23 protein-coding genes are annotated in these 25,145 nt (G+C 49.9%); 9 read left to right on the top strand and 14 right to left on the bottom strand.

The window, feature by feature from the left end:
- Window positions 1–75 precede the first annotated feature (75 nt).
- Window positions 76–507 (bottom strand): hypothetical protein, encoded by a 432-nt coding sequence (locus ACW9SV_RS08270; RefSeq protein WP_479556264.1) that lies wholly within the window; start codon window positions 505–507, stop codon window positions 76–78.
- A gap of 213 nt (window positions 508–720) precedes the next feature.
- Between ACW9SV_RS08270 and ACW9SV_RS08265 the strand changes: the two genes are divergently transcribed.
- Together ACW9SV_RS08265 and ACW9SV_RS08260 are read left to right on the top strand one after the other, a co-directional pair.
- Entirely contained in the window at window positions 721–2,046 is a 1,326-nt protein-coding gene (locus tag ACW9SV_RS08265) for a M16 family metallopeptidase (protein ID WP_479556263.1), read from the top strand.
- Window positions 2,047–2,079: 33 nt separating this feature from the next.
- The gene (locus ACW9SV_RS08260) at window positions 2,080–4,152 is read left to right on the top strand and encodes an insulinase family protein (protein ID WP_479556262.1); all 2,073 of its coding nucleotides are present in this window, start codon (window positions 2,080–2,082) and stop codon (window positions 4,150–4,152) included.
- Window positions 4,153–4,298: 146 nt separating this feature from the next.
- Here ACW9SV_RS08260 and ACW9SV_RS08255 read toward each other — a convergent pair whose 3' ends face one another.
- Together ACW9SV_RS08255 and ACW9SV_RS08250 are read right to left on the bottom strand one after the other, a co-directional pair.
- The gene (locus ACW9SV_RS08255; RefSeq protein WP_479556261.1) at window positions 4,299–5,183 is read right to left on the bottom strand and encodes a DUF58 domain-containing protein; all 885 of its coding nucleotides are present in this window, start codon (window positions 5,181–5,183) and stop codon (window positions 4,299–4,301) included.
- Between the two features lie 167 nt (window positions 5,184–5,350).
- Window positions 5,351–6,346 (bottom strand): AAA family ATPase, encoded by a 996-nt coding sequence (locus ACW9SV_RS08250; RefSeq protein WP_479556260.1) that lies wholly within the window; start codon window positions 6,344–6,346, stop codon window positions 5,351–5,353.
- Between the two features lie 297 nt (window positions 6,347–6,643).
- Here ACW9SV_RS08250 and ACW9SV_RS08245 point away from each other — a divergent pair, with 297 nt between their 5' ends.
- Complete coding sequence (locus ACW9SV_RS08245) at window positions 6,644–7,357, top strand: tetratricopeptide repeat protein (protein WP_479556259.1); 714 nt, start codon at window positions 6,644–6,646, stop codon at window positions 7,355–7,357.
- Window positions 7,358–7,423: 66 nt separating this feature from the next.
- Here ACW9SV_RS08245 and ACW9SV_RS08240 read toward each other — a convergent pair whose 3' ends face one another.
- From ACW9SV_RS08240 to ACW9SV_RS08200, 9 genes are all read right to left on the bottom strand, one after another.
- Window positions 7,424–8,044, bottom strand: coding sequence for a DUF4159 domain-containing protein (locus ACW9SV_RS08240; protein ID WP_479556258.1), 621 nt, complete (start codon window positions 8,042–8,044; stop codon window positions 7,424–7,426).
- 14 nt (window positions 8,045–8,058) lie between these two features.
- Complete coding sequence (locus ACW9SV_RS08235; protein WP_479556257.1) at window positions 8,059–8,292, bottom strand: DUF2442 domain-containing protein; 234 nt, start codon at window positions 8,290–8,292, stop codon at window positions 8,059–8,061.
- On the bottom strand, window positions 8,276–8,431 hold the full coding sequence (locus ACW9SV_RS08230) for a DUF4160 domain-containing protein (RefSeq protein WP_479556520.1): 156 nt from the start codon (window positions 8,429–8,431) through the stop codon (window positions 8,276–8,278). The genes ACW9SV_RS08235 and ACW9SV_RS08230 overlap by 17 nt, the downstream gene beginning before the upstream one ends.
- Before the next feature lie 170 nt (window positions 8,432–8,601).
- Window positions 8,602–9,918 (bottom strand): TldD/PmbA family protein, encoded by a 1,317-nt coding sequence (locus tag ACW9SV_RS08225; RefSeq protein WP_479556256.1) that lies wholly within the window; start codon window positions 9,916–9,918, stop codon window positions 8,602–8,604.
- 76 nt (window positions 9,919–9,994) lie between these two features.
- On the bottom strand, window positions 9,995–11,638 hold the full coding sequence (locus ACW9SV_RS08220; protein ID WP_479556255.1) for a TldD/PmbA family protein: 1,644 nt from the start codon (window positions 11,636–11,638) through the stop codon (window positions 9,995–9,997).
- 259 nt (window positions 11,639–11,897) lie between these two features.
- Window positions 11,898–14,642, bottom strand: coding sequence for a S8/S53 family peptidase (locus tag ACW9SV_RS08215; RefSeq protein ID WP_479556254.1), 2,745 nt, complete (start codon window positions 14,640–14,642; stop codon window positions 11,898–11,900).
- A 471-nt stretch (window positions 14,643–15,113) separates the two neighbouring features.
- Entirely contained in the window at window positions 15,114–15,821 is a 708-nt protein-coding gene (locus ACW9SV_RS08210) for a head GIN domain-containing protein (RefSeq protein WP_479556253.1), read from the bottom strand.
- An 84-nt stretch (window positions 15,822–15,905) separates the two neighbouring features.
- The gene (locus ACW9SV_RS08205; protein WP_479556252.1) at window positions 15,906–16,943 is read right to left on the bottom strand and encodes a DUF3667 domain-containing protein; all 1,038 of its coding nucleotides are present in this window, start codon (window positions 16,941–16,943) and stop codon (window positions 15,906–15,908) included.
- A 200-nt stretch (window positions 16,944–17,143) separates the two neighbouring features.
- The gene (locus ACW9SV_RS08200; RefSeq protein ID WP_479556251.1) at window positions 17,144–17,698 is read right to left on the bottom strand and encodes a hypothetical protein; all 555 of its coding nucleotides are present in this window, start codon (window positions 17,696–17,698) and stop codon (window positions 17,144–17,146) included.
- Between the two features lie 193 nt (window positions 17,699–17,891).
- Between ACW9SV_RS08200 and ACW9SV_RS08195 the strand changes: the two genes are divergently transcribed.
- The 6 genes from ACW9SV_RS08195 (at window position 17,892) to ACW9SV_RS08170 (ending at window position 22,455) form a co-directional block, all read left to right on the top strand.
- Window positions 17,892–18,401, top strand: a complete 510-nt coding sequence (locus tag ACW9SV_RS08195; protein ID WP_479556250.1) for a hypothetical protein — start codon at window positions 17,892–17,894, stop codon at window positions 18,399–18,401.
- A 93-nt stretch (window positions 18,402–18,494) separates the two neighbouring features.
- Complete coding sequence (locus tag ACW9SV_RS08190) at window positions 18,495–19,262, top strand: RDD family protein (protein ID WP_479556249.1); 768 nt, start codon at window positions 18,495–18,497, stop codon at window positions 19,260–19,262.
- Between the two features lie 506 nt (window positions 19,263–19,768).
- Window positions 19,769–20,167, top strand: a complete 399-nt coding sequence (locus ACW9SV_RS08185; protein WP_479556248.1) for a hypothetical protein — start codon at window positions 19,769–19,771, stop codon at window positions 20,165–20,167.
- 180 nt (window positions 20,168–20,347) lie between these two features.
- Complete coding sequence (locus ACW9SV_RS08180) at window positions 20,348–20,848, top strand: GyrI-like domain-containing protein (RefSeq protein ID WP_479556247.1); 501 nt, start codon at window positions 20,348–20,350, stop codon at window positions 20,846–20,848.
- 97 nt (window positions 20,849–20,945) lie between these two features.
- Window positions 20,946–21,785, top strand: a complete 840-nt coding sequence (locus ACW9SV_RS08175) for an alpha/beta hydrolase (RefSeq protein WP_479556246.1) — start codon at window positions 20,946–20,948, stop codon at window positions 21,783–21,785.
- Window positions 21,786–21,810: 25 nt separating this feature from the next.
- Window positions 21,811–22,455, top strand: a complete 645-nt coding sequence (locus tag ACW9SV_RS08170; RefSeq protein ID WP_479556245.1) for a class I SAM-dependent methyltransferase — start codon at window positions 21,811–21,813, stop codon at window positions 22,453–22,455.
- Between the two features lie 151 nt (window positions 22,456–22,606).
- On the opposite strand, the gene ACW9SV_RS08165 is transcribed toward ACW9SV_RS08170, so the two are convergent.
- Window positions 22,607–24,679 carry a M56 family metallopeptidase gene (locus ACW9SV_RS08165; protein ID WP_479556244.1) on the bottom strand — a complete coding sequence of 691 codons (2,073 nt, stop codon included), beginning with the start codon at window positions 24,677–24,679 and terminating at the stop codon, window positions 22,607–22,609.
- Complete coding sequence (locus ACW9SV_RS08160; RefSeq protein WP_479556243.1) at window positions 24,654–25,055, bottom strand: BlaI/MecI/CopY family transcriptional regulator; 402 nt, start codon at window positions 25,053–25,055, stop codon at window positions 24,654–24,656. The genes ACW9SV_RS08165 and ACW9SV_RS08160 overlap by 26 nt, the downstream gene beginning before the upstream one ends.
- Window positions 25,056–25,145: the final 90 nt, after the last annotated feature.

Raw genomic sequence — 25,145 nt, 5'->3', positions numbered from 1 at the left:
CCATTCACTACACCAACAGACACAAAAAAGCCGGAGGGTTTCTCCGGCTTTTGAGCTTTTCATCCAATAAATCGACTAAATATCGCCGGGGCTTTTAACGCGGCGCGGACCGCCTTGGCCGCCGCCCTGGCCTCTTTCCAGCTGCTCAGCAACAATCTTGGCAAACTTCTCCTGCTGGGCTGGGGTTAGCAGAGCGTTGATTTCTAAAGCACGTTTCTGGGCTTCGGCTTGCATGGCAGCCCGGTCAGGACGCCCGCCAGCGGCCCGCATCTTGTCCATTTCCTGCGCTGACTCTATCACAATGGCTCTGATTTTAGTAGCTTGGTCTGGGGTAAGGTCCAGCTGTTTCTGGTAGCGCTCCAGTTGCATCAGGGCACGTTCTTCAGAAGAAAGTCGGGCACGTCCCTGGCCCTGGGAAGTTTGGGTCTGCTGGGCAAACGCCGATGTGCTGGCCAGCAATGCTACAAATAGAAAAGCAAGCTTGGTTAATTTTTGGAGGGTTTTCATACTATAGGGTTACTAAATGGGTTTACAGATTAGAGGTCATTACGATCCTTTGGTTTAATGACCTGCCAAAAAAACAAGAACTATCTGGTAGGCAATCAGGCATATGGAACCGTTTATGAAAAATTTGCCTTAATTTTAAGGATGTTTACTGGAAAACACTCCAAAAACGTGCCATACTAAACAAACGACCCTTTCTATTTTAACGCTTTTTGAATGAAACGTAAGATTTTGAGTACCCTGTTGCTGGGTGCCAGCTTAACGGCGGCCGCACAGAGCAACAAAATTGAGTTCACGGAATATGACCTGCCCAATGGTCTGCACGTGATCCTGCACCAGGACAAAACCACTCCTACGGTAGCCGTGACCATGATGTACCACGTAGGTTCCAAGAACGAGAACGCCGACCGCACCGGTTTCGCGCATTTCTTTGAACATTTAATGTTTGAGGGTTCAGAGAACGTGGAGCGCGGCAAGTACATCAATATGATCCAGAGTGCAGGCGGGGCGGTGAACGCGAATACTTCTTTTGACCGCACCTACTACTACCAGATCTTGCCTTCTAACCAACTGGCTTTGGGCCTTTGGATGGAAGCCGATCGTTTACGCGCTGCTAAGATTGACCCTCAGGGCATTGAGACGCAGCGCCAGGTGGTGAAAGAAGAGAAAAAACAAACCATTGACAACCGTCCGTACGGCACTCTGCTGGAGAACACCTTCGCGACGGCCTACTCGGTGCATCCGTACCGTTGGGTGCCCATCGGATCGGCGCAGTACATAGACAGAGCCTCTGCCCGGGAGTTTGAGCAGTTCTACAAGACGTTCTACGTGCCGAACAACGCCACTCTCACCATTGCTGGCGACCTGGACATCAACCAGACCAAAGCCTGGGTGGAGCAGTATTTCGCCAAAATCCCGAAAGGCACCATTCCGATTCCACGCCCTTCGGTAGTGGAACCAGCGCAGGTAGAGGAAGGCCGCAAAGTGGTGTTTGACAACATCCAACTACCGGCGGTAGTGCAGGCCTACCATATTCCGGCTCAGGGCTCTGAGGATTCTTACGCCATCAACATGCTTACCACCTTGCTTTCCGGAGGACCAAGTTCCCGCCTAAACAAGGCGTTAGTTGACAAGCAGCAGAAAGCGGTAACCGTAGCTTCTATTCCGGTGTCCTTGGAAGATCCGGGGTTGTTCATCAACTTAGGTATTGCCAACGTGGGCGTAGACGTGCATGACCTGGAGCGCGCCATGGATGCCGAGATTGAGCGCGTGAAAAACGAAGCCATTTCTGATCAGGAGTTCCAGAAGCTTCGCAACAAGATGGAGACCGATTACATCAGCGGGTTGACCACCCTGGAAGGCCGCACCGAGAAGCTGGCGTCTTACCATGCCCTTTATGGCAACACCAACCTCATCAACACCGAGCTAGACAAGATTCTGGCGGTGACCAAAGATGACCTCACCCGGGTAGCCAAGAAGTATTTAACTAAAGAGAACCGTGCTGTGGTGCATTACTTGCCGAAAGCGTCTCAGGCCAGATAAGCAGGTTTTCTTTCCCTTATTCATTCAATCTCCATGAAAAAATATATTTCCATTTTCTTATTGGCGCTGGCTGTCTCTTTTGGCGGGGTAGCCCAAACCACCAAGCAAACGCCGCCACCCGCGGGTCCGGCACCTACCATTGAGCTAGGCAAATACGAATACTTCGAGCTCTCTAATGGCCTCAAAGTGTATGTGGTGGAAAACCACAATCTGCCCACAGTGGCCATGAGTTTGGTACTGGACCGCGCCCCTGTGTTGGAAGGCGACAAAGCCGGTTTAACCGGGGCCGCTGGCTACCTTATGCGCACCGGTACCACCACGCGTTCCAAAGACCAGCTAGACGAGCAGATTGACTTTATCGGAGCCTCTTTGAACACTACTTCTACTGGGTTCTCGGCCTCAGGCTTGAAGAAACATTTCCCTAAACTGCTGGAGCTTACCGCCGATGTGGTGTTACGCCCCAAATTCACGCAGGAGGAGCTAGACAAATTCAAGAAGCAGATGGCCTCTAACCTGGTGTCGTCTAAAGATGATCCGGCTACCATTGAATCAAACGTACAGCAGGTACTTCTCTATGGCAAGAACCATCCATACGGAGAGGTCATCACGGAGAAAACCGTAGGCAACATTTCCCTGGCCGATGTGCAGCAGTACTACAACACTTACTTCAGGCCTAACATCGGGTACCTGGCTATTGTAGGAGACATCACGCCCAAAGACGCCAAGAAGCTGGTGAAAGAATACTTTGGCAAATGGAAGAAAGCCGATGTAAAACAAGGCACGTTCCCGGCTCCGGCTGCTTTAACCGGAAACCAAGTAGCCATTGTAGACCGGCCTAATTCAGTGCAATCTAATATCTCGGTGACGTACGCCGTGGATTTGAAACCGGGCAGCCCCGATGCCATTGCCGCTAGCTTGATGAACAACATTCTGGGCGGATCTTTTGCCCGTCTGGATGCCAACCTGCGCGAGAAGCACGCCTACACCTACGGCTCCAACTCATCCCTGTCTTCTGATCGCCTCTCGGGTCGCTTCAGCGCCTTTGCCAGCGTTAGAAACACCGTCACCGACAGCGCTTTCACCCAGATCATGTACGAGATGGACCGTCTGCGCAAAGAACCCGTTTCAAACGAGGAGTTGCAGAAGGTGAAGAACATGATCACTGGTTCCTTCGCACGTTCTTTGGAGAATCCGTTGACGGCAGCCATGTTCGCCATCAACACGGCGCGCTATAACCTGCCTAAAGACTACTACGCCAACTACCTGAAGAACGTAGCCGCGGTTACTCCAGCCGATATCCAGCGGGTGGCCCAGCAATACCTGCAGCCAGAGAAAGCCCACCTGGTAGCCATTGGGAACGCCCGGGAGATCGCCGATAAACTGAAACGGTTCAACGCGAACCAGCCCGTGGCTTACTTCAATGCCTTTGGAGAGAAAACCGATGCTCCTTTGATGTCGCTTCCGGCTGGGGTGAACGTGCAAACCGTTTTGGCAGCCTATATTAACGCCATTGGCGGAAAAGCCAACGTGGAAAAAGTAAAAGACCTGACCATTAAGCGTACCATGAAGGTGCCCGGCGCCCAACTGGCGGTCACCATCCAGCAGAAAGGCGCAGACAAGTCTTTGCTGACGGTTAATTACGGCGAGAACCAGATCAACCGCGTGGCCATCAACGGTTCCAAAGGCACCATCATCACTCAAGGCCAAGTGAAAGAGATGACCCCTGTGGAGTTACAAGACCAGAAATTAGACATCTGGATGAGCTTCCTGAACTATGACCAACTGGGTGTGAAACTGGCCCTGAACCAGGTGGAGAAAGTAGAAGGCCGCGAAGCCTACAAACTGGAGCTTACCCTACCTAGCGGCAAGAAGACGTACCACTACTTTGACAAGGAAACCGGTTTGAAAATACGTGAAGTGGTAACAGAGCAAACCTCGGTAGGCACCGCCAACCAAACCACTGACCTGAAAGACTACCGCGAGGTAAACGGCATTAAGTTCCCGCACCAGATTGACCTGCACATTGGCTCTCAGGTGATTTCCTCTACCGTGAACAGCGTGGAGATCAACAAGAACCTGAAAGACGATGTCTTTAAACTGAAATAGGTTCTTTTGCCTCTTTTAACCTGTCCCGTTTACCGGCTCTTTTCCTGAAGAGAGCCGGTAAACGGGACAGGTTTTTTGTGCCTTTTAGTGATGGAAAATGCAGGTTGTTTTCAGGCCGTTTTCAAAAAACACGACTAGAAACTCCGCTATTGCCTGGCCCGGCTCATCAGAAATGCCCGTAGAGCCTTGTCTAGTGGCTCATGCAAGTGAAACCGTTCGTAATGGATCTGCCTTTTGCGGGTGTCTGCCTCTAGCTTTCCAAGCCACTCCTGCAGACGTGTTAGGTACTCGGTCCGCTGGGCTTCTGTGCTCACCTGAAGTGTTTGCCCCGTTTCCAGATCCTGGAAAGCAATCTGTCCCTGATACGTAAACTCCAACTCGTTTTTACCCATGAGGTGAAACAAGAGCGTATCTCTCTCGCGGGCTCCAATCTTGCGCAGCGTTTCCGAGATTTCCGAAGTCTGCTCGTACATATCCGTTACTAGCACGGTAATCTCTTTCTGCCGCTTTTTCGAAAAAACAGGCGCTAAACGGTCTGGTGCCGGGAATGCCCCATTAGGCTTCACCTGCTCTAACTGATGGAAAAATCGCTGCAAATGCTGGCTGGACTGCTGCGGCGCGAGCTGCACCAATTGCTCTTCCTGTAACACAAACAAGCCTACAGCATCACCTTGCTGCACCGCTAGGTATGCAAGCGAAGCAACCAAATAGCGGGCATAATCCAGCTTGGTGAGCGTTCCATCCTGGTGCGCCATAGAACCGCTTGCATCTACCACAAACCGCACCGCCACGCTGCTGTCCACCTCCGATTCCCGGATGTAGTACCTGTCTGAGCGCGCGAACATCTTCCAATCCAACTGCCGCAGATCATCGCCGGGCTGGTAGCTACGGTACTGACTGAACTCAATCCCCGCTCCCCGCCTGATGCTCTGGTTATGGCCCAGCAGAAACCCATCTACCACCGCCTTGGCAATGAGGCGCAGGTCTTTGATAGCAGCGAACGTTTGCGGGTTGAGGAGGCGATGGGGCATAGTTAATGTCTAATGGTAAAGTAAAAAGCCCTTTGTCTTTCTGTCATCTTAGAAAGATCTTGTGGGCAAACTAGATAGACTTTGAATAAGCACTACTACCGCTTACTCACAAGATCTTTCTAAGATGACAAAGTTGGGAATGGCTAGGTGTATACCTCTTGATTATTTTACCTTAAAACCTCCCTCGGCATCTCCACGCCTTTCAGCAGTTCTTCTACCACTTTGTCTGTAGTGATATTGTCTGCCTCGGCGGTGAAGTTTACGAGCACCCGATGACGCAGTACCGGATACGCCATAGTCTGCAGGTCTGGCAGGGTTACTGCGAAACGGCCTTGCAACAGGGCTCGGGCCTTTGCAGTAAGGATGAGCGCTTGCCCAGCGCGCGGACCGGCGCCCCAACGCACGAACTCCTGTACAAACGGCACCGGGCTTTCAGCGGGGCGGGTGGCACGTACTACACGCGCAACATAGGAAACTAAATCATCAGAAATTGTCACTTCGCGCACGAGACTTTGCAAAGCCAGAATCTCAGGTCCGGAAAGAATAGGTTGTACCGTTTCCCGTTTGCCGCCGGTAGTGTTTTTCAGAACCGAGATCTCCTCCAGTTCTGTGGGGTACTTGATCTTAATGTAGAGCAGGAACCGGTCTAACTGCGCCTCCGGCAGCGGGTAGGTGCCGCTTTGTTCAATGGGGTTCTGGGTGGCGAGCAGGAAGAAAGGACGGGGCAGCGGGTAGGTTTTTCCAGCATAGGTTACTTCAAACTCCTGCATGGCCTCCAATAGCGCCGCCTGTGTTTTGGGCGGCGTCCGGTTGATTTCATCGGCCAGTACGATGCTGGCGAAGATGGGGCCTTCATTGAACTGAAAAAAGCGCTTGCCGGTAGTATGGTCTTCCTCCAGAACTTCGGTGCCCAGAATATCGGTGGGCATAAGGTCTGGCGTGAACTGAATGCGGCGGAACGGCAAATCCACGGCACTGGCCAGCGTACGCACCAGCAGCGTTTTCGCCAAGCCAGGAACGCCTTCCAGAAGTCCGTGACCACCAGCTAACAGGGTGATGAGCACCTCGTCCAGCACTTCCTGCTGGCCTACAATGATTTTACTTATTTCCTGCCGAAGCGCCGGCAGTTTGCTTAACAGTTGGGTTACGTCTTGTGGGGTCACGTGGGGCGGAAGCTAAACGATACTACTTGAACCAGTAAGTAAGCGATTGTTCTTGAATTTGCCTTTCCGATTTTGGTTTGTTTTCAGGAAATCAGGTAAAAAGCGACTGGCTACTCCTACGCTGGCGCGAGACTCTGGCTCGTGTCTTCACATTGCTAAACAAACTAATGGGTTGAAATGCGTGCGGACACGAGCCGGAGTCTCGCGCCAGCGGAGTACAATTAACCTGTCCATTCATACAATTCCATAAAAGGATATTTTCTGTATCTTCAGGATAACTATAAACTACACCACTCCATGAAAAGCTTCCTCTGTTTTATGCTATTCTTATTTACTTTGGCTCAAGTTCAGGCACAGTCAAAAGCATGGGAAGAATGGCAGAAACGAGGTGAAAAGCAAATCAATCTCCTGCCCATGTACGGCGGTAAATCAAAGCCAAAAAATCTGCTGGCCTTGGATAAAAAATTTCTAGCAGCGGTAGATAAAGGCGGCGGAACCAGAGCCGAAAACAGTAAGTATTTCTCTGACCGGGGCTGGCAGTATTTTCAACAAGGCGATTTTGCAACTGCTATGTTCAGATTTAACCAAGCATGGCTTTTAGACTCCACCAATGCTAAATCTTTTTGGGGATTTGGTCTTATCTGCGGAATGTTGGAAAATTATGATGATGCTTTAGTCCATTTGCAGAAGGCATATGCCTTGGATTCTTCCGATGTCCAACTTTCATGCGACATCATTTTCACTTATTTCTCCAAATACGAGGAATCAGGGCAAGCACAATACTTGGAAAACGCAGCGTTTGCAAGTCAAAAAGGACTGCTTCAAAGTCCTGATAATGCATTTGTGCTCTATTCCCACGCGTTGGTTCAGTATATGAAGAAAGAATATTCTAGCGCCTGGGATTATCTTTACAAATCTAAAGCAAAGGGAGAAGTTGGGTTAGATCAGCGATTTCTAGAAGATTTGCACGCCAAAATGCCTGACCCAAGAAAGGAGTTTGTGAAAAACTAGTGAAAGAACATCTCCACTTATTGTGCGTTTTCGGCTACGGATTACGAATAAAGCCCGAAAACGAACTTAACTCGTAAGCGCATACATCAGAATATTCACCCCAAACTTAGTGTTGTCTTCGGCGAGCCAGCGCTTGTTCCGGAAGTCATAGTCCCACTCGCAGCCATAGTCTTTGTTGCTGTAGAGCACGGCTATACGGCCATTCACCTCGTAGGCTTTGAGGTAGTCGTGTACCAGGTCATCGCCCCAGCCGTTGAGCTCAAAGGAGGTGGTAGGCGGACCTTCCTCAAATTTGAAAAAGGAACGGTAAATAGGATGGTTGTTGGGAATTTTCTTCAGCGCCTTCGGCCCGAAACACACCCGCATCTGCTCCTCAAACGACCGCGCGAATAACCCGTCTATGTCATGGTTACAGTCATCCACGAACACGAAGCCACCGTTCTTCACGTAGCGCTCAAAGTTGGCTCTTTCTTTCGCGTTAAACTGCACCAACTTGTGGCCACTCAGGTAACAGAACGGATAACGGAACAATTCGGTGCTTTCCAGGCTTATGACCTTTTCCTGCTCCACTATAGGCACGGTGGTGTACTCTACCAGTGAGTGCAGCAGGTTGGAGGGCATCCGTTGGTCGGTATCCCAGTTGCCGGAGCGGTATTGCAGGCGTACGAAGGTGAAGGGAGCGGGCATGAAGAACTTAGAAACTAGAGTAAACCCGCAATAGATAAGTCTTCGTCTAAGTCCTCCCAGTGGATACCAATGCCATTACCAATCAGGCGCCAATTCATCCGTTGCGCTTCTGTACTGTCTCTCAAAATCGGAAACCACTCCAAAGGCACTCCCAATTCTCTTCCATCCGAAAGAAGAACATACATCTTGGCATCGGTAAACCAAACCTTTTGAGCTTGAGGAGTAGTGTGCTTAACTAAAGTATTCATGCCATTTTTGCTCAAACAGAGACTTATGTTCTTGTACCAATTTACGTAGTTCATTCAGTTCCTTTGCATTGAACTGGTAAGAACTTGCCAATTCAACAGGAGAAAGCCAGAACTTAGCATAAGCCTCCGCTTTCTCCACATGGATATGAGGAGGCTCAGAACCTTCATTACTAAAGAAGAACCTGAATCCTAATATTCTTAAAATAGTTGGCACAGCAATCAGAATGCTTTAGGATAGACAAGTAAAATCCCGCTTTTGACCTATATTCTTGAAATTAGGCCAAAAGCGGGAAAAACATTCAGGCGCGACTACACCGCGTCAGACAAGCTGGTGAAGGTGAAGTCCCTGATCTTCATAGGGGGCACCAGGTTGCCACCGATGCGCTGCGGTTTACCCAAGGCCTCCAGGTTGTTGAGCATGATCACCGGGCTCTCGTTGAAACGGAAGTTCTTCACGGGGTGCTTGATCTTGCCGTTCTCAATGTAGAAAGTTCCGTCACGGGTAAGGCCGGTGTAGAGCAGGGTCTGCGGATCCACGGCTCTGATGTACCACAGGCGCGTGACCAGAATGCCTTTCTGAGTGCCTTTGATGAGGTCGTCCAGGCTTTGGTTTCCGCCGGCCATGATGAAACCACCCGGGGCAGGCAAGCCTTTTACGCCTTTTTTCTCAGCCCAGAAACGGGAGTACGACATGTTCTTCACCACTCCCTTGTCAATCCAGGTCACTTTCTCGTGCGGACGGCCGTCACCGGACCAGGTGGAGGAAGGAATCTCGGGGTTAGTAGGGTCTGAGGTGATGGTTACGCGCTCGTCAAACATCTTCTCGCCCAGTTTGGTCTTGCCGCCCGGCTTGCTCAGAAAAGAACGGCCTTCTTCTGCGTTACGGGCATCAATGCTTCTAAACATGTTTTCCAGCAAATCCACAGCCGCGGTGGGCTCTAGGATCACGGTATACTTGCCAGGTTCAATGGCTTTGGCATTCATAGAGCCTAAGGCTTTCTGCGCTGCAATCTCAGAAGCAGCAGCGGTGTCCAGCTTGGAAACATCGCTCACATCACGTGTCACGTAGCCCGATCCGGTCCCATCGGCGGTACGCATGGTCACGGAGAAATCTACGTCTGAGCTTTGGTTGTAAGCAAACAGACCTTTGGAGTTCATTTTGGCGCTGAAGCCACTGCGGTCTTCCCAGAAACCAGCTGCCGTCAGTTTTTTGCTATCGGCGAGCTGCATGCTTTTAGCGGCAGCGTTGGCGCGGTATTCAGGATCTATGTCGTGGGTGGTTTTGAACCAGGCGTTGCTGGGCAGGTAGTTCTGCGGCCCGAGCATAGGTACGTACTCCGGGCTTTCCGGGGCAATGCGGGCTACCTCTTCGGCACGGCGCACCACTTTCTCCAGCGAGGCATCGTCAAACTCGTTGATGGTGGCCACGCCGGAACGTTTCCCGAAGCGGGCTTCTACGGCAAGGGACATGTTTTCTTCCTCGCCGCTGGTAGACACGGTACTGCGGGCGTAACGGATGTTACCCCCTTTATAGCCGGTGAGGTTTACCTCGCACTCATCGGCTTTGGAATAGCTCAGGGCTTTTTTCAGCAGCGCCTGCGCCTGATCTTTACTTAATATTGCCATTGGTCTGTATCACGTATGGGGTAGCAAGGCACACGACTTTCTATGTCGATATAATCTCGCCAACTTCATTTCTAATTTAAATCTTACGACCTGTATTGATCACGTTTACTCCGTTGAAGCGGGTGTGGGCTGAGCCGTGCGAAACAGCGCTTACCTGGCTGGGCTGGCCTTTGCCATCGAAGAACGACCCGAACATGCGGTAATCGCTCTCGTCGCAGACAGCGGCGCAGGAGTTCCAGAATTCCTGAGTATTGCTTTGGTAGGCCACATCTTCCAGCGGACCAACAATTTTGCCGCCTTTGATCTCGTAAAACAGCTGACCGCCAAACTGGAAGTTGTAGCGCTGCTGGTCAATAGAGTAAGAGCCACGGCCCGCGATGTAGATACCACGGTCCACGCCTTTGATCATGTCGTCTACGCTCAGTTTCTGTTTGCCTGGGGCCAATGACACGTTAGGCATGCGCTGGAATTGCACCGAGCTCCAGTTATCGGCGTAAGAACAGCCATGTGATTCTTTCTCGCCAATGATGTGCGCTTGGTCGCGGGTAGCTTGGTAGTTCACCAGCACGCCGTCTTTGATCAAATCCCAACGCTTGGTTTTCACGCCTTCGTCGTCATAGCCTACCGCACCCAGAGAACCCGGCTGCACTTTGTCGGCGAAGATGTTCACGTGCTTGCTGCCGTATGGGAAGTTCTTGGTTTTCCACTTATCCAGCGTAGCGAAGGAAGTACCGGCGTAGTTTGCCTCGTAGCCCAGCACGCGGTCCAGTTCCAAGGGGTGACCCACGCTTTCATGGATGGTTAGGCCGAGGTGATTCGGATCTAACACCAGGTCATATTTACCCGCCATCACCGATTTAGCCGTCAGTTTCTCGCGGGCCTGCTTGGCCGCCAGACCAGCGTCAGCCACCATATCAAAGTATTTGTCGTAGCCGGTAAGACCGATTCCTTCCGGACCCTTCATGGTAGGCGCTTTCACGGTGAGGTACTCGTAGCCCATGCCCATCGGCGCACTCAGGGCATCACGGGTTTTGAATTTGCCAGAGGCTTTGTCCACGGCGGTTACCGTGAAGTTGGGCCAGATGCGGTGGATGTCCTGGTCAATGTAAGAGCCATCGGTAGAGGCGAAGTATTTCTGCTCGTTTATCTGAAACAAGGCCGAATTCACGAAGTTTGCTCCGTTGGCCAGGGCGGCGGCATTGGCGGCCAGAAGCAAATCGGCTTTCTCAGAAACAGGGACTGCGAAGGCATTTTGTTTTATGGGTGTTTTCCAGGAAACCTCTCCATACCCTTGCTGCGGGGCCAGCTGTACCGGCTCTTTCTGCAGCTTGGAATTAGCTTTGGCGATGGCCACGGCCTGCTCAGCAGCTTTGGCAACGCCTTTGTCGCTCACGTCTGAGGTAGCCGCGAAACCCCAGGTACCGTTGGCGATCACGCGCACACCCACACCGTAGCTCTCGGTGGTGCTGATGCCTTGTACTTGTTTCTCGCGGGTAAACACGTTCTGGGCCAGGTAGCGGCCAATGCGTACATCGGTGTAAGTGGCGCCTTTGCTTTTAGCGGCGTTCAGAGCCACATCGGCCAAGCGCTTTTTCAGGGCCACGTCCACGGTTTCCAAGGCGCGGGCCGGATCAATCTCGTGACCAAACGTTGGGACGTTGGAAAGCAGCAGCCCTCCTACGCCCATAGCGGTCAGTCCTATAAAATCACGTCTTTTCAAGGGTTTGTTTGTTAGGTAAGCGAGAATTTCTCAGCGCAAAAAGATTTGCACTTCTAAGTTTACTTCATGTTCAGGAGGAAAGCAAGAAAGTTGTGCGGTAACTGAGGAAAGGGCCGATGAGTTAAGGAAAAGGCACTGGTGTTTACCACCTATGAAGCTGCTCGCTTTAAGCCTTTTTTGTAAAAATCAGGTTCAAAACAAAAAAGGCGCCACCCTCTGCGGGGTGGCGCCTTTTCTTATTCTTTAAGCTGTTTACAGATTACTTGGTAAGCACCAAACGGTTGGTGAAGACCTTGTTACCAGCCTCTACTTTGTAAATGTAGGTTCCGGCAGGCAGGTTGGTTCCGTCAAAGTTCACGGTGTGATTGCCCGCAGCTTTGCGTTCAGCAACCAGCGACTGCACTTTGTTGCCCATCACGTCATACACATTGATCTGTACCGGTCCCTCCTGCGCTACGGCATAGCTGATGGTGGTTCTGCCAGAGAATGGGTTAGGGTAAGAATACACGCGATCATTAGCCGAGGCAGCTACCGCAGTAGAAGTGCTGGTGGCAGCAATAGGCTGGGTAGCGGCATTCCACTGAGCATGGGTCCGGGTGATGATCACGGCAAAGTCACCACGGGTTACGTCTTGCAGCGGCTTGAAGCTGGCGTGCAGAGTTGGCTTCAGATCATAAGGACCTTGGGTAACCGAGTAGTACGCGTTGATCAGGTTCAACTCCAGGGCCACACTTACGTACCCTTCCAGACCGGCTGGGATAGAAGCAGCATCTTCAATTGGGTAACTAACGCCTTCAATGGTAACCGTAGGAGTTTTACCGTTGCGGGCTAAGGCAAATTCCTGCAAGCCCAAGGCCTGTACCAAAGAGTAAGACAACTCAGCGCGGTTCACTTTCCCGGCTGGCACAAATTTACTTGGTGACACCGGTAACATGATGCCGTTGAAGGTATGGCTTAAATCACGCAAGGCACCGCCCTTGGCTACAATTGACTCGGCTAGCAGCTTTCTGTCTTTTACATCGGTTAAGGTGAAAGAACCATCTATGGGCAGGAACTGACGAATGCCTTCGCCCATCATGAGGTAATCTGCCAAGTCAATGCGTTTCAGGAGTTCGTCTGGCTTGTAGCCTCCCCCGGGCAGACCATCCACCAAGCGCGCACCTACGGCCATTTTGATGGAAGCCTCGGCTGGGTGACCAGCGATGTCGGCCAATCCGGTAGTGCCAGCGGCTGTCATTTTGTTTACAACCCCGTTAATGGTCTCGGGGAAAGCAACGCCGTTCAAACCAGAGACCTCGGCTGTCCAGGTGCCTGCCTCCGGGGAAGCCACGGCTACGCCTCGGTCATAGCTCAGGGAGAAAGTTACTGGGATGCCAGCGCTGGTTCTCACGCCGCTTGGCGAGATGAGGGTTAATCTAACAGGGTTACCGGTTTCACCGGCTAAGCCAGTGGCTTTGATTTTGGCTTCAATGCTGGTAGTGCCTGAAGCCACATTGAATTTGTAAACGTTAGTTGCAGTAGTGGCCGGGTTAAAGTTGATGGAGAAATTCTCGGATTCGCTGTTTGCGTTCACGTTGCTGTTGAAGGTTCTGGTCATGTTTACCGTGGAACCATAAATAGCGGAAGCTCTAAAGGCTCTGTCAACGGCAGCATATGCGTTCACATAACCGGCGCCCACTTCCCATGACTCAGTGCCCGGGATGTTAGAAGCCGTCTGCTGCAGAATCTCTTTTACCTGCGCTACGGTTAAGGCAGGGTTGGCATCCAGCAACAGTGCCACGATACCTGCCACGTGCGGAGCCGCCATAGAAGTACCGCTCATGTGCGTGTAGTAAGGCAAGTGGGCAGGCTCTAAGGTAGTAGCGTCTTTGTCAATTGACAGGGAAGAAACCGGAGCAATCACGCGGGTTGAGATGATATCCACGCCAGGAGAAGTCACTGTTGGGCGATCTTGCCAAGTGAAGGTTTGTCCGTCAAGGGTGAAGGAACCGCCTTTGTTTTTAACCCCTCTGGAGGAAAAGTCAGCCAAACGGCCTGCTTTGTCACCAGCAGCTACGGCAATGACCCAGGGTGCTTTCTTATAGTTACCGGTAATGGTGCTGGAGCTAGGACCGGAGTTACCCGCCGAGAATACCACCACGATGTTCCGGTCAACGCAACGTTTGGTGGCCAGCGTGATAGGATCGGCTGGGTTCACGTCTGAACCGGTGTCACTAGTGTTCCCGAAGGAGTTGGTGATCACCCGGATGTTGTAGCGGGCCTGGTTGATGATGGCATAGTCAAAGCCAGACAGCACATCCAGCAATAACAGGGCAGCACCGGAACCATAGCCTACCAGGTCGGCGCCAGGGGCTACCCCGGTGTACTTGCCTCCGGAGGCCTGACCGATTCCACCCACAATCCCGGCTACGTGCGTTCCGTGGCCACCGGTGGCATCGGTGTTAGGGATATTCTCAACCGGCGTGTAAGGCAGAATACCGGAAACCGAGTTCAGGTTGGTCACCGAGGTAGCGTTCTGCTTCAGGTTCTTGCCGAACTGCAGGTCTGGGTGCGTTCCGTCTACGCCGCTGTCGTTTACCAGCACGCCCACTCCTTTCCCAGATACCGGAAGACCTCCGTTCTGGGTAGTAAAGGACATCTCGGTGCGGAGTTTGTCAACCCCGGTGATGGCGCGGGCACCATCGTTCTCATACTTGAGGGATTCATTCAGGTAAAGAGAGGCTACTCTGGGGTCCTTGGCCAGGGCTTCTACCTGAGATGGAGTACCCACAATACCAGCAATAGGCAAGGCACGCAGGGTCAATCCTTGCAGAATGCCTACTTTGGTGAGGGAAGCGACATCCAGCAAGGTAGGGGCTGCATCGCCTTTGAAAGTTACCACCACCTGCACGGGCAGTAATCTGTTAACGAGGGTTGCCTTCAGTTTTGGGTCTACAAAGGCTTGTGCGAAGACTTGGCTTACTGCCAAAAAGCAGAAAGCCGCAATGGATAGAATTCTTCTCATAAAGGAAGGTGGGTAAAGGTTTTACATTTGTTAGTTTGGTAGTGTGTAATGGGGCTTATGGAGTGTACCTACGGAACATTATGTCAAGTAGGTTTTTCTATATTTGAAAAATATAAAAGCAGTTTTAATGGCTTTCAAACTCCCGTTTTTCCTCTTTTATCACCCTTGCTATTATCAATAAAACTTTAGCAAGACACCGCACCACTTCCTTTTCAAAATTTCATATAAGATACTTTCCTGATGCTATTTACAACAGCATAAACCCATGTAACTACATCTTTTAGTTTCGTAATCTTTTTATGAAAAAGGTTAAAAAATGCAATAACCTTTTCCTGTGTTTATCGTCACACCTTCTGCTTTGACAGTGTATTTAGAAGAATTGGGAAAGCCTTACAGTTCCTCTCAAAAGAAATGCCCCGGCAGAACCATCTGCCGGGGCATTTCTTTTGAGAGGAATACGAATGAGAAAAACTAGATAGGCCTAACCTTACCCATGCCGCTGTGCTTCACATTTGGGGAGCCTTTGTAGTTGACATTTACAATACCGGCAGCTTCCACACTTAGCTCTTTGGAAACGTTTACCTCCGCATTGCTGGCACCGGCGGCATCCAGGGTCAGGTAATCCGTCTTCAGGTCAAGGGCTTTCAGGGTGGTGGCTCCGGCCAGATCCATGCGTACTTTATCGGCGCGGCCGCTTAAGGTTACTTTGGTGCCCCCGGCAAAATCGCCGGTGAGTTCTTTCACCTGCACGGCCATTACCACGTTAATACCGCCGGCAAACTCAAGGTTTAGGGCCGAACCGTTAATGGTGTTGGTAGAGGTGAGTTTAATACCACCGGCCAGCTCCAGGGCTTTCAGGTCACGTACTGTGACATAGGCTTTCAGACGTTTGGCATTCCGGATGCTGTTGGATTTTGTCTTAATGGTAAGCGTGCCGTTTTCTACCGTAGATTCAATCAAAGGCAGAATGTTCTCCTCGGCTTCCAGTTTCAGTCCTTCCGCCGTGCCTTGGGTAAGCACCACTTCAAAACCGCCGCTTACCTTTAGTTTGTTGAAAGAACCTACAGAACGGTTCTGGGTAGTGATTTTGCCGTTACCTTCTACTGACTGGGCCTGTACTTGTGACACCCAGGTAAGCAAGGCGAGGAGCAATAAAAGAGAAGAGAATGTCTTTTTCATGGGTCTAGCGTATTTTATGGGTTGGTTGTTTCTTACATAGATGACGAAATCTGCCAATGGTTGCCTGCAGTCCCAAAAAAGAGACTAAACCGCCAGGCTCACCACCAGCCCTAGCAAAAGCGTAGTTACCCCGGCAATGAGGTAAAAGAACAGGAGCGTAGCCATGTTGAAGAAAGTACGCAGGTAGCCGCGTTTGAAAACCCGCCGCAACCCAAAGAAAAGGTAAAGAAAACCCAGCAGGTTGGCCCAGCCAAACAGGTCTATGGAGGTGAACAGGTACAGAGAAAGCATGTACAGGATGTACAGCACAAAGTAAAAGCAGTGCAGGTGGATGCTGAAGATGAGATGCTCCATGTAGAAACGCCTAGCCCTGAAAAAGACCAGCTTGAGCAGCAGCGCAAAAACCGGCATAAGCACAAACATCATCAGGGAGATGTATTTAAGCCCCTTGGCAATGAGTTCATTTCTGGTTAACCGTTGAAAATCGGCGCTTTTCTGCAGAACCCCACGCGTAAACCAGTTGTGTTGCTTAACCTTAAAGGCAGTAAGAGCAGAGTCTAACTGGGCGGTGGAGGCATGCGGCGGAATGCTGTCCAGCGTGGCGAAATTATATTGCTCCGCTTTGCTATCCGCCACCAGAAGACTGTCCATGTTAAGGTTTTTCTCCTCCAACCTTTCCCGGACAATGTTCCGGATAGAATCAGGAGTTTGGGGGGTAGCCTGGGTGATGAGGCTGTCTACCTGCATCGGGGCTTTTCTTAATTGCTTCCCTATGATTTGCTCTCCGCCTTCCACATGGCCTATCCGCAGGGAGAGCAAGAAAAAGAAGATAAAGGAAATGAACACATACAGCCTGATGGGCGGCACATACCCCATGCGGCGGCCCCGGTGGAACTCATTGGTGAGCTTGCCCGGATAGAAAAGCAGATACTTGAGCGTAGTCCAAAACTTGCTGTCATAATGGATAGTGCCTTCCAGCAGTTCCAGCGCCACGTGTTTGAAGGGCACGTTCAGGTCATGGTTCTCCTGACCGCAGCGCGGACAGAAGTTGTCTGGCTGCGCCTGGGCAAACTCAAAATCACAATTGGTACAGACCGGATATTTACGCAGATGCTTGCCCATAAAGCTTTGTACTACACGCTATATATTAGACAAGCAATATACTGCAAATGGCGGCAAGTAACAAAGAAGACCCGCCACCGTTGCCTGTAAAAGGCTTTCTGCAGATCCTCAAAACAGGACCATGTGCTGGCAGACATTAACTAATTATGCCGTTTTGGCCTTGGTTTTAGGAAAACTGCCCTTAAACAGCAGCGCCCTGTTTACGTCCGCTCTACCCCATCGGCCCCAAAGCCTACCGCGCCGCCGGCTTCCGTATTGCTGAAAAGGCGCCAGAACTGGGCCGAGGTTTCCAGTACGCCCTGGCTGGGCCGGATGCGCAGGAGCCGGTTTCCTTCCAGCGCAATGGTGAGCTCTCCTTCTGGCGAGGCGGTGACCTGCCACACCCGTAAGGCCTCCTTCTGGCCCCTGATCAATTCCTGCAGCTTGCGATCCCTGAGGTTGCTGCCGGGCACCTGCGGATCAAAGGCCGGATCTGCCAGCGCCTTGGTATCTCTGGGAATTTCCACCTCCTCAAACCGGATGCTCACTTCCCCTTCCTCTTCCAGTTGCCAATGGCAGGCTACCTCCAAGGTCCAGGCACCAACGTCCAGGATCAGCCCGTTCGCATTCCTGATGTGCGCCTTCCCGAAATGAAAGAACTGCACATGCCCCAACCGGGTAGCTTTGGTCAACGGCAGCCCCAATATATGCTGCAACTCGGGAAAGATGTTCTCACTCATACACTCGCGGCTCAATACAAAAGCGAAGGTACGCATTTCCTTTGTTCCAGCCGGTGTCCTGTTTTAAAGCCCCTTTATGGAAAAGAGGCGTGAAAAGGAGATATGCTGGCAATTTTCGCAACTAAGACCAAATAGAATCTTGTCGTCTCGGCTTCAGGGACCTGATGGTTTCGGCAATAAACCGTATGTTTATTCCTGTTATCTGATAGTTAGGAGAAATATATAAAACATGAAGATTCAAAAGATTTTATATTCAACGGCTTTGATATTCTTTTTAAGTCTTAATTGTCAAGGACAAATAAAATTAGGATTGGAGGTTTTATCTGAGACCAGAGATTCAAACAAAATCAAAATAACTTCAACAAATATAAGCGCAACTGATACGCTTATATTTTACACTCCAACAGAAGAGTCATGTTGTGTAACAGTCATGAGTATAGAATTCATCCAGGTTGGCACTAATAAAGAACATAGCTATCTCCCATGTGATTGGATTGCCGACTTAGACCATATACTTCTAAATAATTCAAATTCAGTTTTAATCCCTCCTTTAGATTCATTTTCAACTATTATGAACCTAGATAAGAAAGGGATACGACCTCATTTGAAAAAGGGAAAATATAGGATGAAAGCTTCCCTCAATTATGGTTATGGGAATTTTAAACTTGAATCAAATTCTAAGCATTCAGTCTTTAATGGTAATGCAACATCAAATGACTTAGTAGTAACCAGTAAATAATACTTCTCCTAACAACACCTAAACGGCAGCCTCGTCCGACGGCCTCGCCCGTCGTTTAGCCCAGTACGTTAGCACAAATATCAAAAATTTATCATGACTGTAGTTTTAGAACAAAGATTAAACCTATCGAGCAGGAAAAGCCGGATTGCGGCTTTCATGATTGACCATTTCTTAATGACCTTTTTATTGGTTTCTGTTACTTTTCTAGCTCTTGGGCCAAACTTCATGGAAGATGACAGCATGAGTAGAATGACGGCGACACTACTTGCCGTTATTTTACCAGGGCTCCTTCTATACTTTGCGAAAGATTCAGTCAGTGGGAAAAGTATTGGAAAGTGGGTGCTGGGAATAACGGTTCGGGATTCAACTAATAAAAACCTAATTCCTTCTTTTGGAAGGCTACTTGCCAGGAATCTATTTATAATATTATGGCCAATAGAAATTATTGTGCTTGCCGCCAGTAAAGATAAGAGGAGACTCGGAGACAAGGCAGCGAACACGGTTGTTCTAACAGACCCTGAAAAAGCGAAGAAACTACCAAGGGTTGTCGCTTTAATTGGCGTTGGGTTCATATTTTTCATATTTATGTTTCTGTTCGCTGGGGCAGCAATGAAAAGTTCTGATGCTTATAAAACAGCCACAAAAGGGATAGAGCAAAATCAAGATATAGTAAAGGAAATTGGAGCAATTAAGCGATACGGAATGTTTCCATCTGGAAGTATTAATATCACAAACGGATATGGAGAAGCCCAATTGCAAATCAATGTAATAGGAAATGAGAAAGACTTGGATATAGAAGTTTACCTGACAAAAGAACCAAATGAAGAATGGAAGCTTATTGAAATGAATAAATTGAAATAAATAAAATACTCGTGCTAAAGCCATGCTACGGATGCCGGCCTTGCACGTCTCATGCATAAAGCCATTATAACCAATGGGGTAAAATCTAACTTTTTATTACAACTAGATTACGCTCATCCTATGAGGGAACTTGCAACGGCTAAAAAGATAGATTGAACCTATGTTACATTGGATATATTATTCAGTTGCTTTTATCACTACGTTAATTGTGGGTTTTAAATCAGGATTTTCTCATAGTCATACACCTCCTGCTTCGTTTCTTTTAGGATGTGTTTTCATTCTTATAGGCATCATTTGGTTATTATCGGATATAATGAGATTTGGGATTAAGAAAACATCTTCTGAACCAAGAATGATTGCCCATTTTATTGGATTATCTGCAAACGGAGCCATTTTGATCTTCATATTAAACCTTGCGCTGCATTTTATATATTAAAGACCTAACCCTAGCTAAAGCTTACTGAAACGTACCTTCCCCGCAGCCCTCTGGCAAAGTTAGATTATCAATGAAAAATGAGCTTGTAAGAAAGAAACTTGTTGAAAAGTGGGGTGCAGAAGGATTATGGACACCTCTGAACGGGGAAAAGGCCACTGACACAGTAGACTACTTTGAATACGATGCGTTTGAGCTAGCATTTGGCTTTGAAAAACTCAAACAAACTTTAAAAGAGTTAGAATCTGAACCCATTCATGAGATAAGCGAAATTTATGAAGACAGAATTATTTCAATTTCTGAAATGGAAGATTATGGTGGAGTTGAAATGTTCTACACAAACTCTGAGGCGGATTGGGTAATTTACCTGTCGCACGAGAATACGATTACAATCTCGGGTGCAACACTTCTGGAGACTCTGAAAAAGAAGTGGAGCGAATACAGTGATTATAATAAACCTTGGGAAAAATAACGCCCAATAATCCCGGCTAACGAACATCCCGCTTACACGAGGTTATTAGGCGCCAAGTCAGAACATCCACTAAAAAAGAGTATCCTAATCACACCACTCAAATTCCATCTCCACAAATTTAAAGTGTAGCTTAGGAATAGAAACGTAAGCTACTTGCACCGTAACACCAGTTCGTTCCACATGGATCTAAAAGCAGAAATCAGAACCCTCCCCAAAACAAGATTGGTTGGCCAGCGAGTTACCATGTCTTTTGCTGAAAACACCACCAAAACGCTGTGGCAGAACTTTATGCCTAGGCGGCGGGAGATTGAAAACAGGGTGGGCACAGACTTCTACTCCGTTGAGGTGTATCCAGACACCTTCTTTTTCAGGCACTTCAATCCTAGTACTCAATTTGTGAAATGGGCGGCCGTGCAGGTAACTGGCTCTAGAGCAGTTCCGGAGGGCATGGAAACCCTTGAGCTTCCGGAGGGGCTTTATGCTGTTTTCTTTTACAAAGGAAAGGCAAGTGAGGCAGCGCACACTTACCAATACATTTATGGATCCTGGATACCCCATTCTGGCTATACCCTGGACAACAGACCACATTTCGCCTTTATGGGTGAGCATTACAGAAACGAGGACCCTGCTTCAGAAGAAGAATTATGGATTCCGGTCAAGAAGAAAGAAGCCAGCACTTGATTCAGCTTTTTAGATTCATCACTGCACAGGAGATGAGCGTTACAAATCAAGCTTCTCTGGCGTACCACAATGGCGTTTGGCACCTAAACCCAAGAAAATGAAATTACTTTACGCAGTGCTCTTTCTATTTGTATTTTTCAACGCGGCACCAGGGTTTTCGCAGGAAAGGCAAGCACCAGAAGGCAAGAAGCCGTTCACCATTGGCGAAACGGTTCAGGTATCTTCCAAAATCTTGGGAGAAGACAGGGTTCTGAATATCTATTTACCGGCTGGCTACTCCAAAGACTCCGCGAAAACCTACCCCGTTATTTACCTGCTGGACGGCTCTGTAGACGAAGACTTCATCCATATAGCGGGGCTTGTCCAGTTCTGCTCTTTCCCCTGGATTGAGATGATCCCCGAGACCATTGTAGTAGGCATTGCCAACGTTGACCGGAGACGAGACTTCACGTATCCTACCACTATTGAGAAAGACAGAAAGGACCTGCCCACCAGCGGACACTCGGCAAAGTTCATTCAATTCATAGAAACCGAATTACAGCCATTTATTCAAGAATCGTATAAAACCAATGCCTCCAGAACACTCATAGGCCAATCGCTGGGCGGGTTACTGGCCACCGAAATCCTCTTCAAGAACCCAGATCTGTTTGACAATTACATTATCATCAGCCCCAGTTTGTGGTGGGACAATGAATCATTGTTAAAGGTCAAGCCCAGAGAATACGACACTCAAAAATTTGTCTACATTGCCGGGGGCAGAGAAGGGAAAGAGATGAAAAAGGCGGCCAAGAAATTACACCAGACTTTGAAAGCATCTGGCCCTGGTAACAACCGGGTGTTCTACCGGTACTTCAAAGCGCAGAACCACGGAGACGCGCTGCACCTGGCCGTCTATGACAGTTTCGAGAAAATGAAAGGGCCTAGAAAAAAGGAGTAGACTTACGCCCAAAAGCCCAAGCCCCATGGAGAACTACCACCAAACCATTTCTACCTGGAACAAGCTGGCAACCGCGTACCAAGACAAGTTCATGGGCCTGGATCTGTACAACGACACCTACGCCGCTTTCTGCCAGTTGGTGGTAAAACCCAATGCACGCCTTCTGGAGATTGGCTGTGGCCCCGGCAACATTACCCGCTACCTCCTGGCTACCCGGCCAGACTTTAACATACAGGCGATTGACGCGGCACCCAACATGGTGGCGCTGGCGCAGCAGAATAACCCCACGGCTACATTCAAAACCATGGATGCCCGTGATATTGCCCAGATCCCGGACAAATTTGACGGTATCCTATGCGGCTTTTGCCTGCCCTATCTCTCAAAGGAAGACTGTGCCAAACTAATCCGGAACTGCTCTTCTCTCCTGACCACTGATGGGGTTCTTTACCTCAGCACCATTGAAGGCGAATACCAGAACTCGGGGTTTGAAACCAGCAGCAACGGCCAAGACAGAATGTTTGTGTACTATCATCAGGAAGACTACTTGCGCCTTTATCTGGGAGAAGGTGCTTTTGAAGTGGTGCACGTGATCCGCAAGCCTTACCCCAAAGCAGATGGCACCTCCTCCACGCACCTCATTCTCATCGCCCGTAAAAGCATCAACGCCTAATTCTAAGTCAATAAGCTTCGGATCAATCAGGTCACGCCTGCCTTTCTAAACAGAAATCCCCTTTCTGTCTGTTTCTGCTGCTTTTTAGTAAAACAGCCTTGAAACAGGCAGAAAGGGGATTTTAGATGATCTTCAGATTACAAACAGACGGCTACTTCGTCTTTTCAGTGCTTCCGTTAGATCTGATCCTGAAATTAGCGCCGTCTTTCTTCAGCATCAGGTCCACGTCTTCGCCGGTGGTAGATTGAATGATCTTCTTGTACTTCTGGAACAAGGCATCAGATTGCTTCTGGTCATTTACGGTAAGGCCGTTCTTGTCCAGGTTAAACTCATAGTCATCGTCTTTGGATTTGATCAGGCCATCCGCCACCAACGCTGCCTGAAGTTCTTTCATCATGGCATCATGTTTTTTCATGCGCTCCTCGTGGTCCTTCATACGCACGGCGTGTTCGGCCATGCGTTTCTCGTGGTCCTTCATGCGTTCTGTATGCTCAGTGGACCGGCGGTTATGCTCCTCTAATCTGCGGGCATGGTCAGCTCCTCTGAGTTCGTGTCTTTCCCTTACCCTGGTTTCAAACTCCATTTGGCGGGCCGCAAACTCCTCCATTCTGGCCTCATAGTCTTTCATGCGGGCTTCGTACTCCTTCATCTCCTGCTTAAAGCGCTTGCTGCCCTCTTTGTCGTTTGAAAGCGGGGGCACTGGTGGCACTGGCGGCACAGGAGGTACCGGGGCTACCCCATTTATTCTGGGCGCAGGTACCGAGCGGGGCATGGGCGGCATAGGCGCCATTCCCCGGGGCGCTCTGAAGAATTCTTCTTCCTCAATTCTTTCCAGGGATGCCTCGGCCTGCTCCATGGCTCTTTCTACTTCCTCCTCGCTCCGGAGCGTCTTGCCTTTCTTGGCTGAGACTAATTGCTGCTCAATACGGGACTGGTATTTGCCAAGCTCGCTTTTAGGCACCCGTTGCCCGTTCACGTACACTTCTACTACTTTCCCTTTCTTATTCTGCACAATGATGAGGTCGTCATCTAACTGCTGCAGCGTGAGACCTTCTTCCTGCTGTTCTTCCAAAACGATGGCAGATGCCGTTGACGCTTGAGGCGCAGGGGTTTCATTTTGCGTTTCTACCTGTACTGGCTGGGCGGGTGCCGTGTAGTTAGCCCAGGCCGTGGCCGAGAAAACCATTACTCCGGCAATGACGGCGCAGCTGGCCAGGAAACCCTCAGAGAAAGAAGGACGCAGCGTTGACTTCTGCACCAGGCGGGTGATGCGGCCCAACAGCGACCGGCGGCGGCCCGAGAAAGCCATGGCCAGACGGGGAGAGGTGATGTTCGTTTTCATGAGCAATTCTTCTAAGTTAGTTAAGGCATAAGCATAAGTGAGGGAGTCTCCGCAGAGATCAAGCGCCAAGTCATCACAGGCGTGCTCCCGCTCGGTGCGGGCGCAGTCAGAGATCCACCAAACGGCCGGGTGGAAAAAGAACAAGGTCTCTACCAGGCTCTGCAGTAAATTAAGAAGGTAATCGCGGCGGTGCACGTGGGCCAGTTCATGCGCCAGGATAGCTTCTACCTGCGCGGTGGACAAGCCGGTTAACGCCCCCACCGGAAGCAAGATCAGAGGTTTAAAATGCCCGATGACCATAGGCACCTGCACCAGGGCAGACTCGGCCACGCGCACCAACTGCTTCATACCCAACTGACGGGACAATTCCTGAGCTTTCTGCTGCCATTCCTGAGACACCAGGCGGGTACGGTAAGACCGAAGGCGCTGCACGTATACCCAGCCACCCAGCACACGTAACCCCATCAGCAACATGCCCAGAAACCAAAGCATGACCACGGCCGGTAGATGCTGGTTGAAATAAGCCTGCCCTTGCGTTAGAGCCGTGTCAAGAAAAGAAGGGGTGTCAACGGCTTGCACCAGTACAATTGCCTCTACAGGGGCATTGGGGCTAAGAGCCACTTGCGCGACCTCTTTACTTGCCCCGGTATTCTGGTTGTACACGTTCACATACGTGACTACTGATACCAGCAGGAGCCCCATGAGGCCACCCCAGGCCACCCAGTAGCGGGTAGCGGCCGAGTGCCGGTGCATTAACCGTAGCAAGACGCCCACTAACAGGGCCATCAAAGCTCCTTGCCAGAGCGAGTGCAGGAGCGTGTACCCCAAGGCGTGGGTCACCGCCTGCGGAAGTACATCATGAATCAGCGTTTGAGGAGTCATCTTCCAGTTTTTTCAAAAGGTGGCGGATTTGGTTTAATTCATCTGGCGTGGTGCGGTGATTGCCCAGGGCCTGCATCACCAATTTCATCGCCGATCCCCGGAAAGTGGTATCGAGGAAACGACCCAAAAGGTGCTGCTGGGTTTCTTCCTCGGTCACGGCGGCCTGGTACACGTGTGAGCGGCTTTCCTCATCGCGCGACACCAGGTTTTTCTCGTACATGATCTGCAGCAGTTTCAAGGTGGTGGTGTACCCGGTTTCCTTGATTTTATTCTGCTCTTCATTTACAAACCGGACGGTGCTGGGGCCATGCTGCCACAGAATCTGTAAGATCTCCAGTTCGGTCTCAGTGGGTTTCAAAGGGGCTGTATTCTCCATATGTTTCTGCTCTGCTCTATCCTACGACTTGTTTCGTAGACAAGTATACGAAGCTTTTCGTAAAAAGAAAATAGAAACACGAAAAATTTC

It is taken from the genome of Rufibacter sp. JT20002, assembly GCF_056491185.1.
The sequence above is the reverse complement of the archived record's forward strand: the minus strand, read 5'-3'. Positions and strand labels throughout refer to the sequence as shown.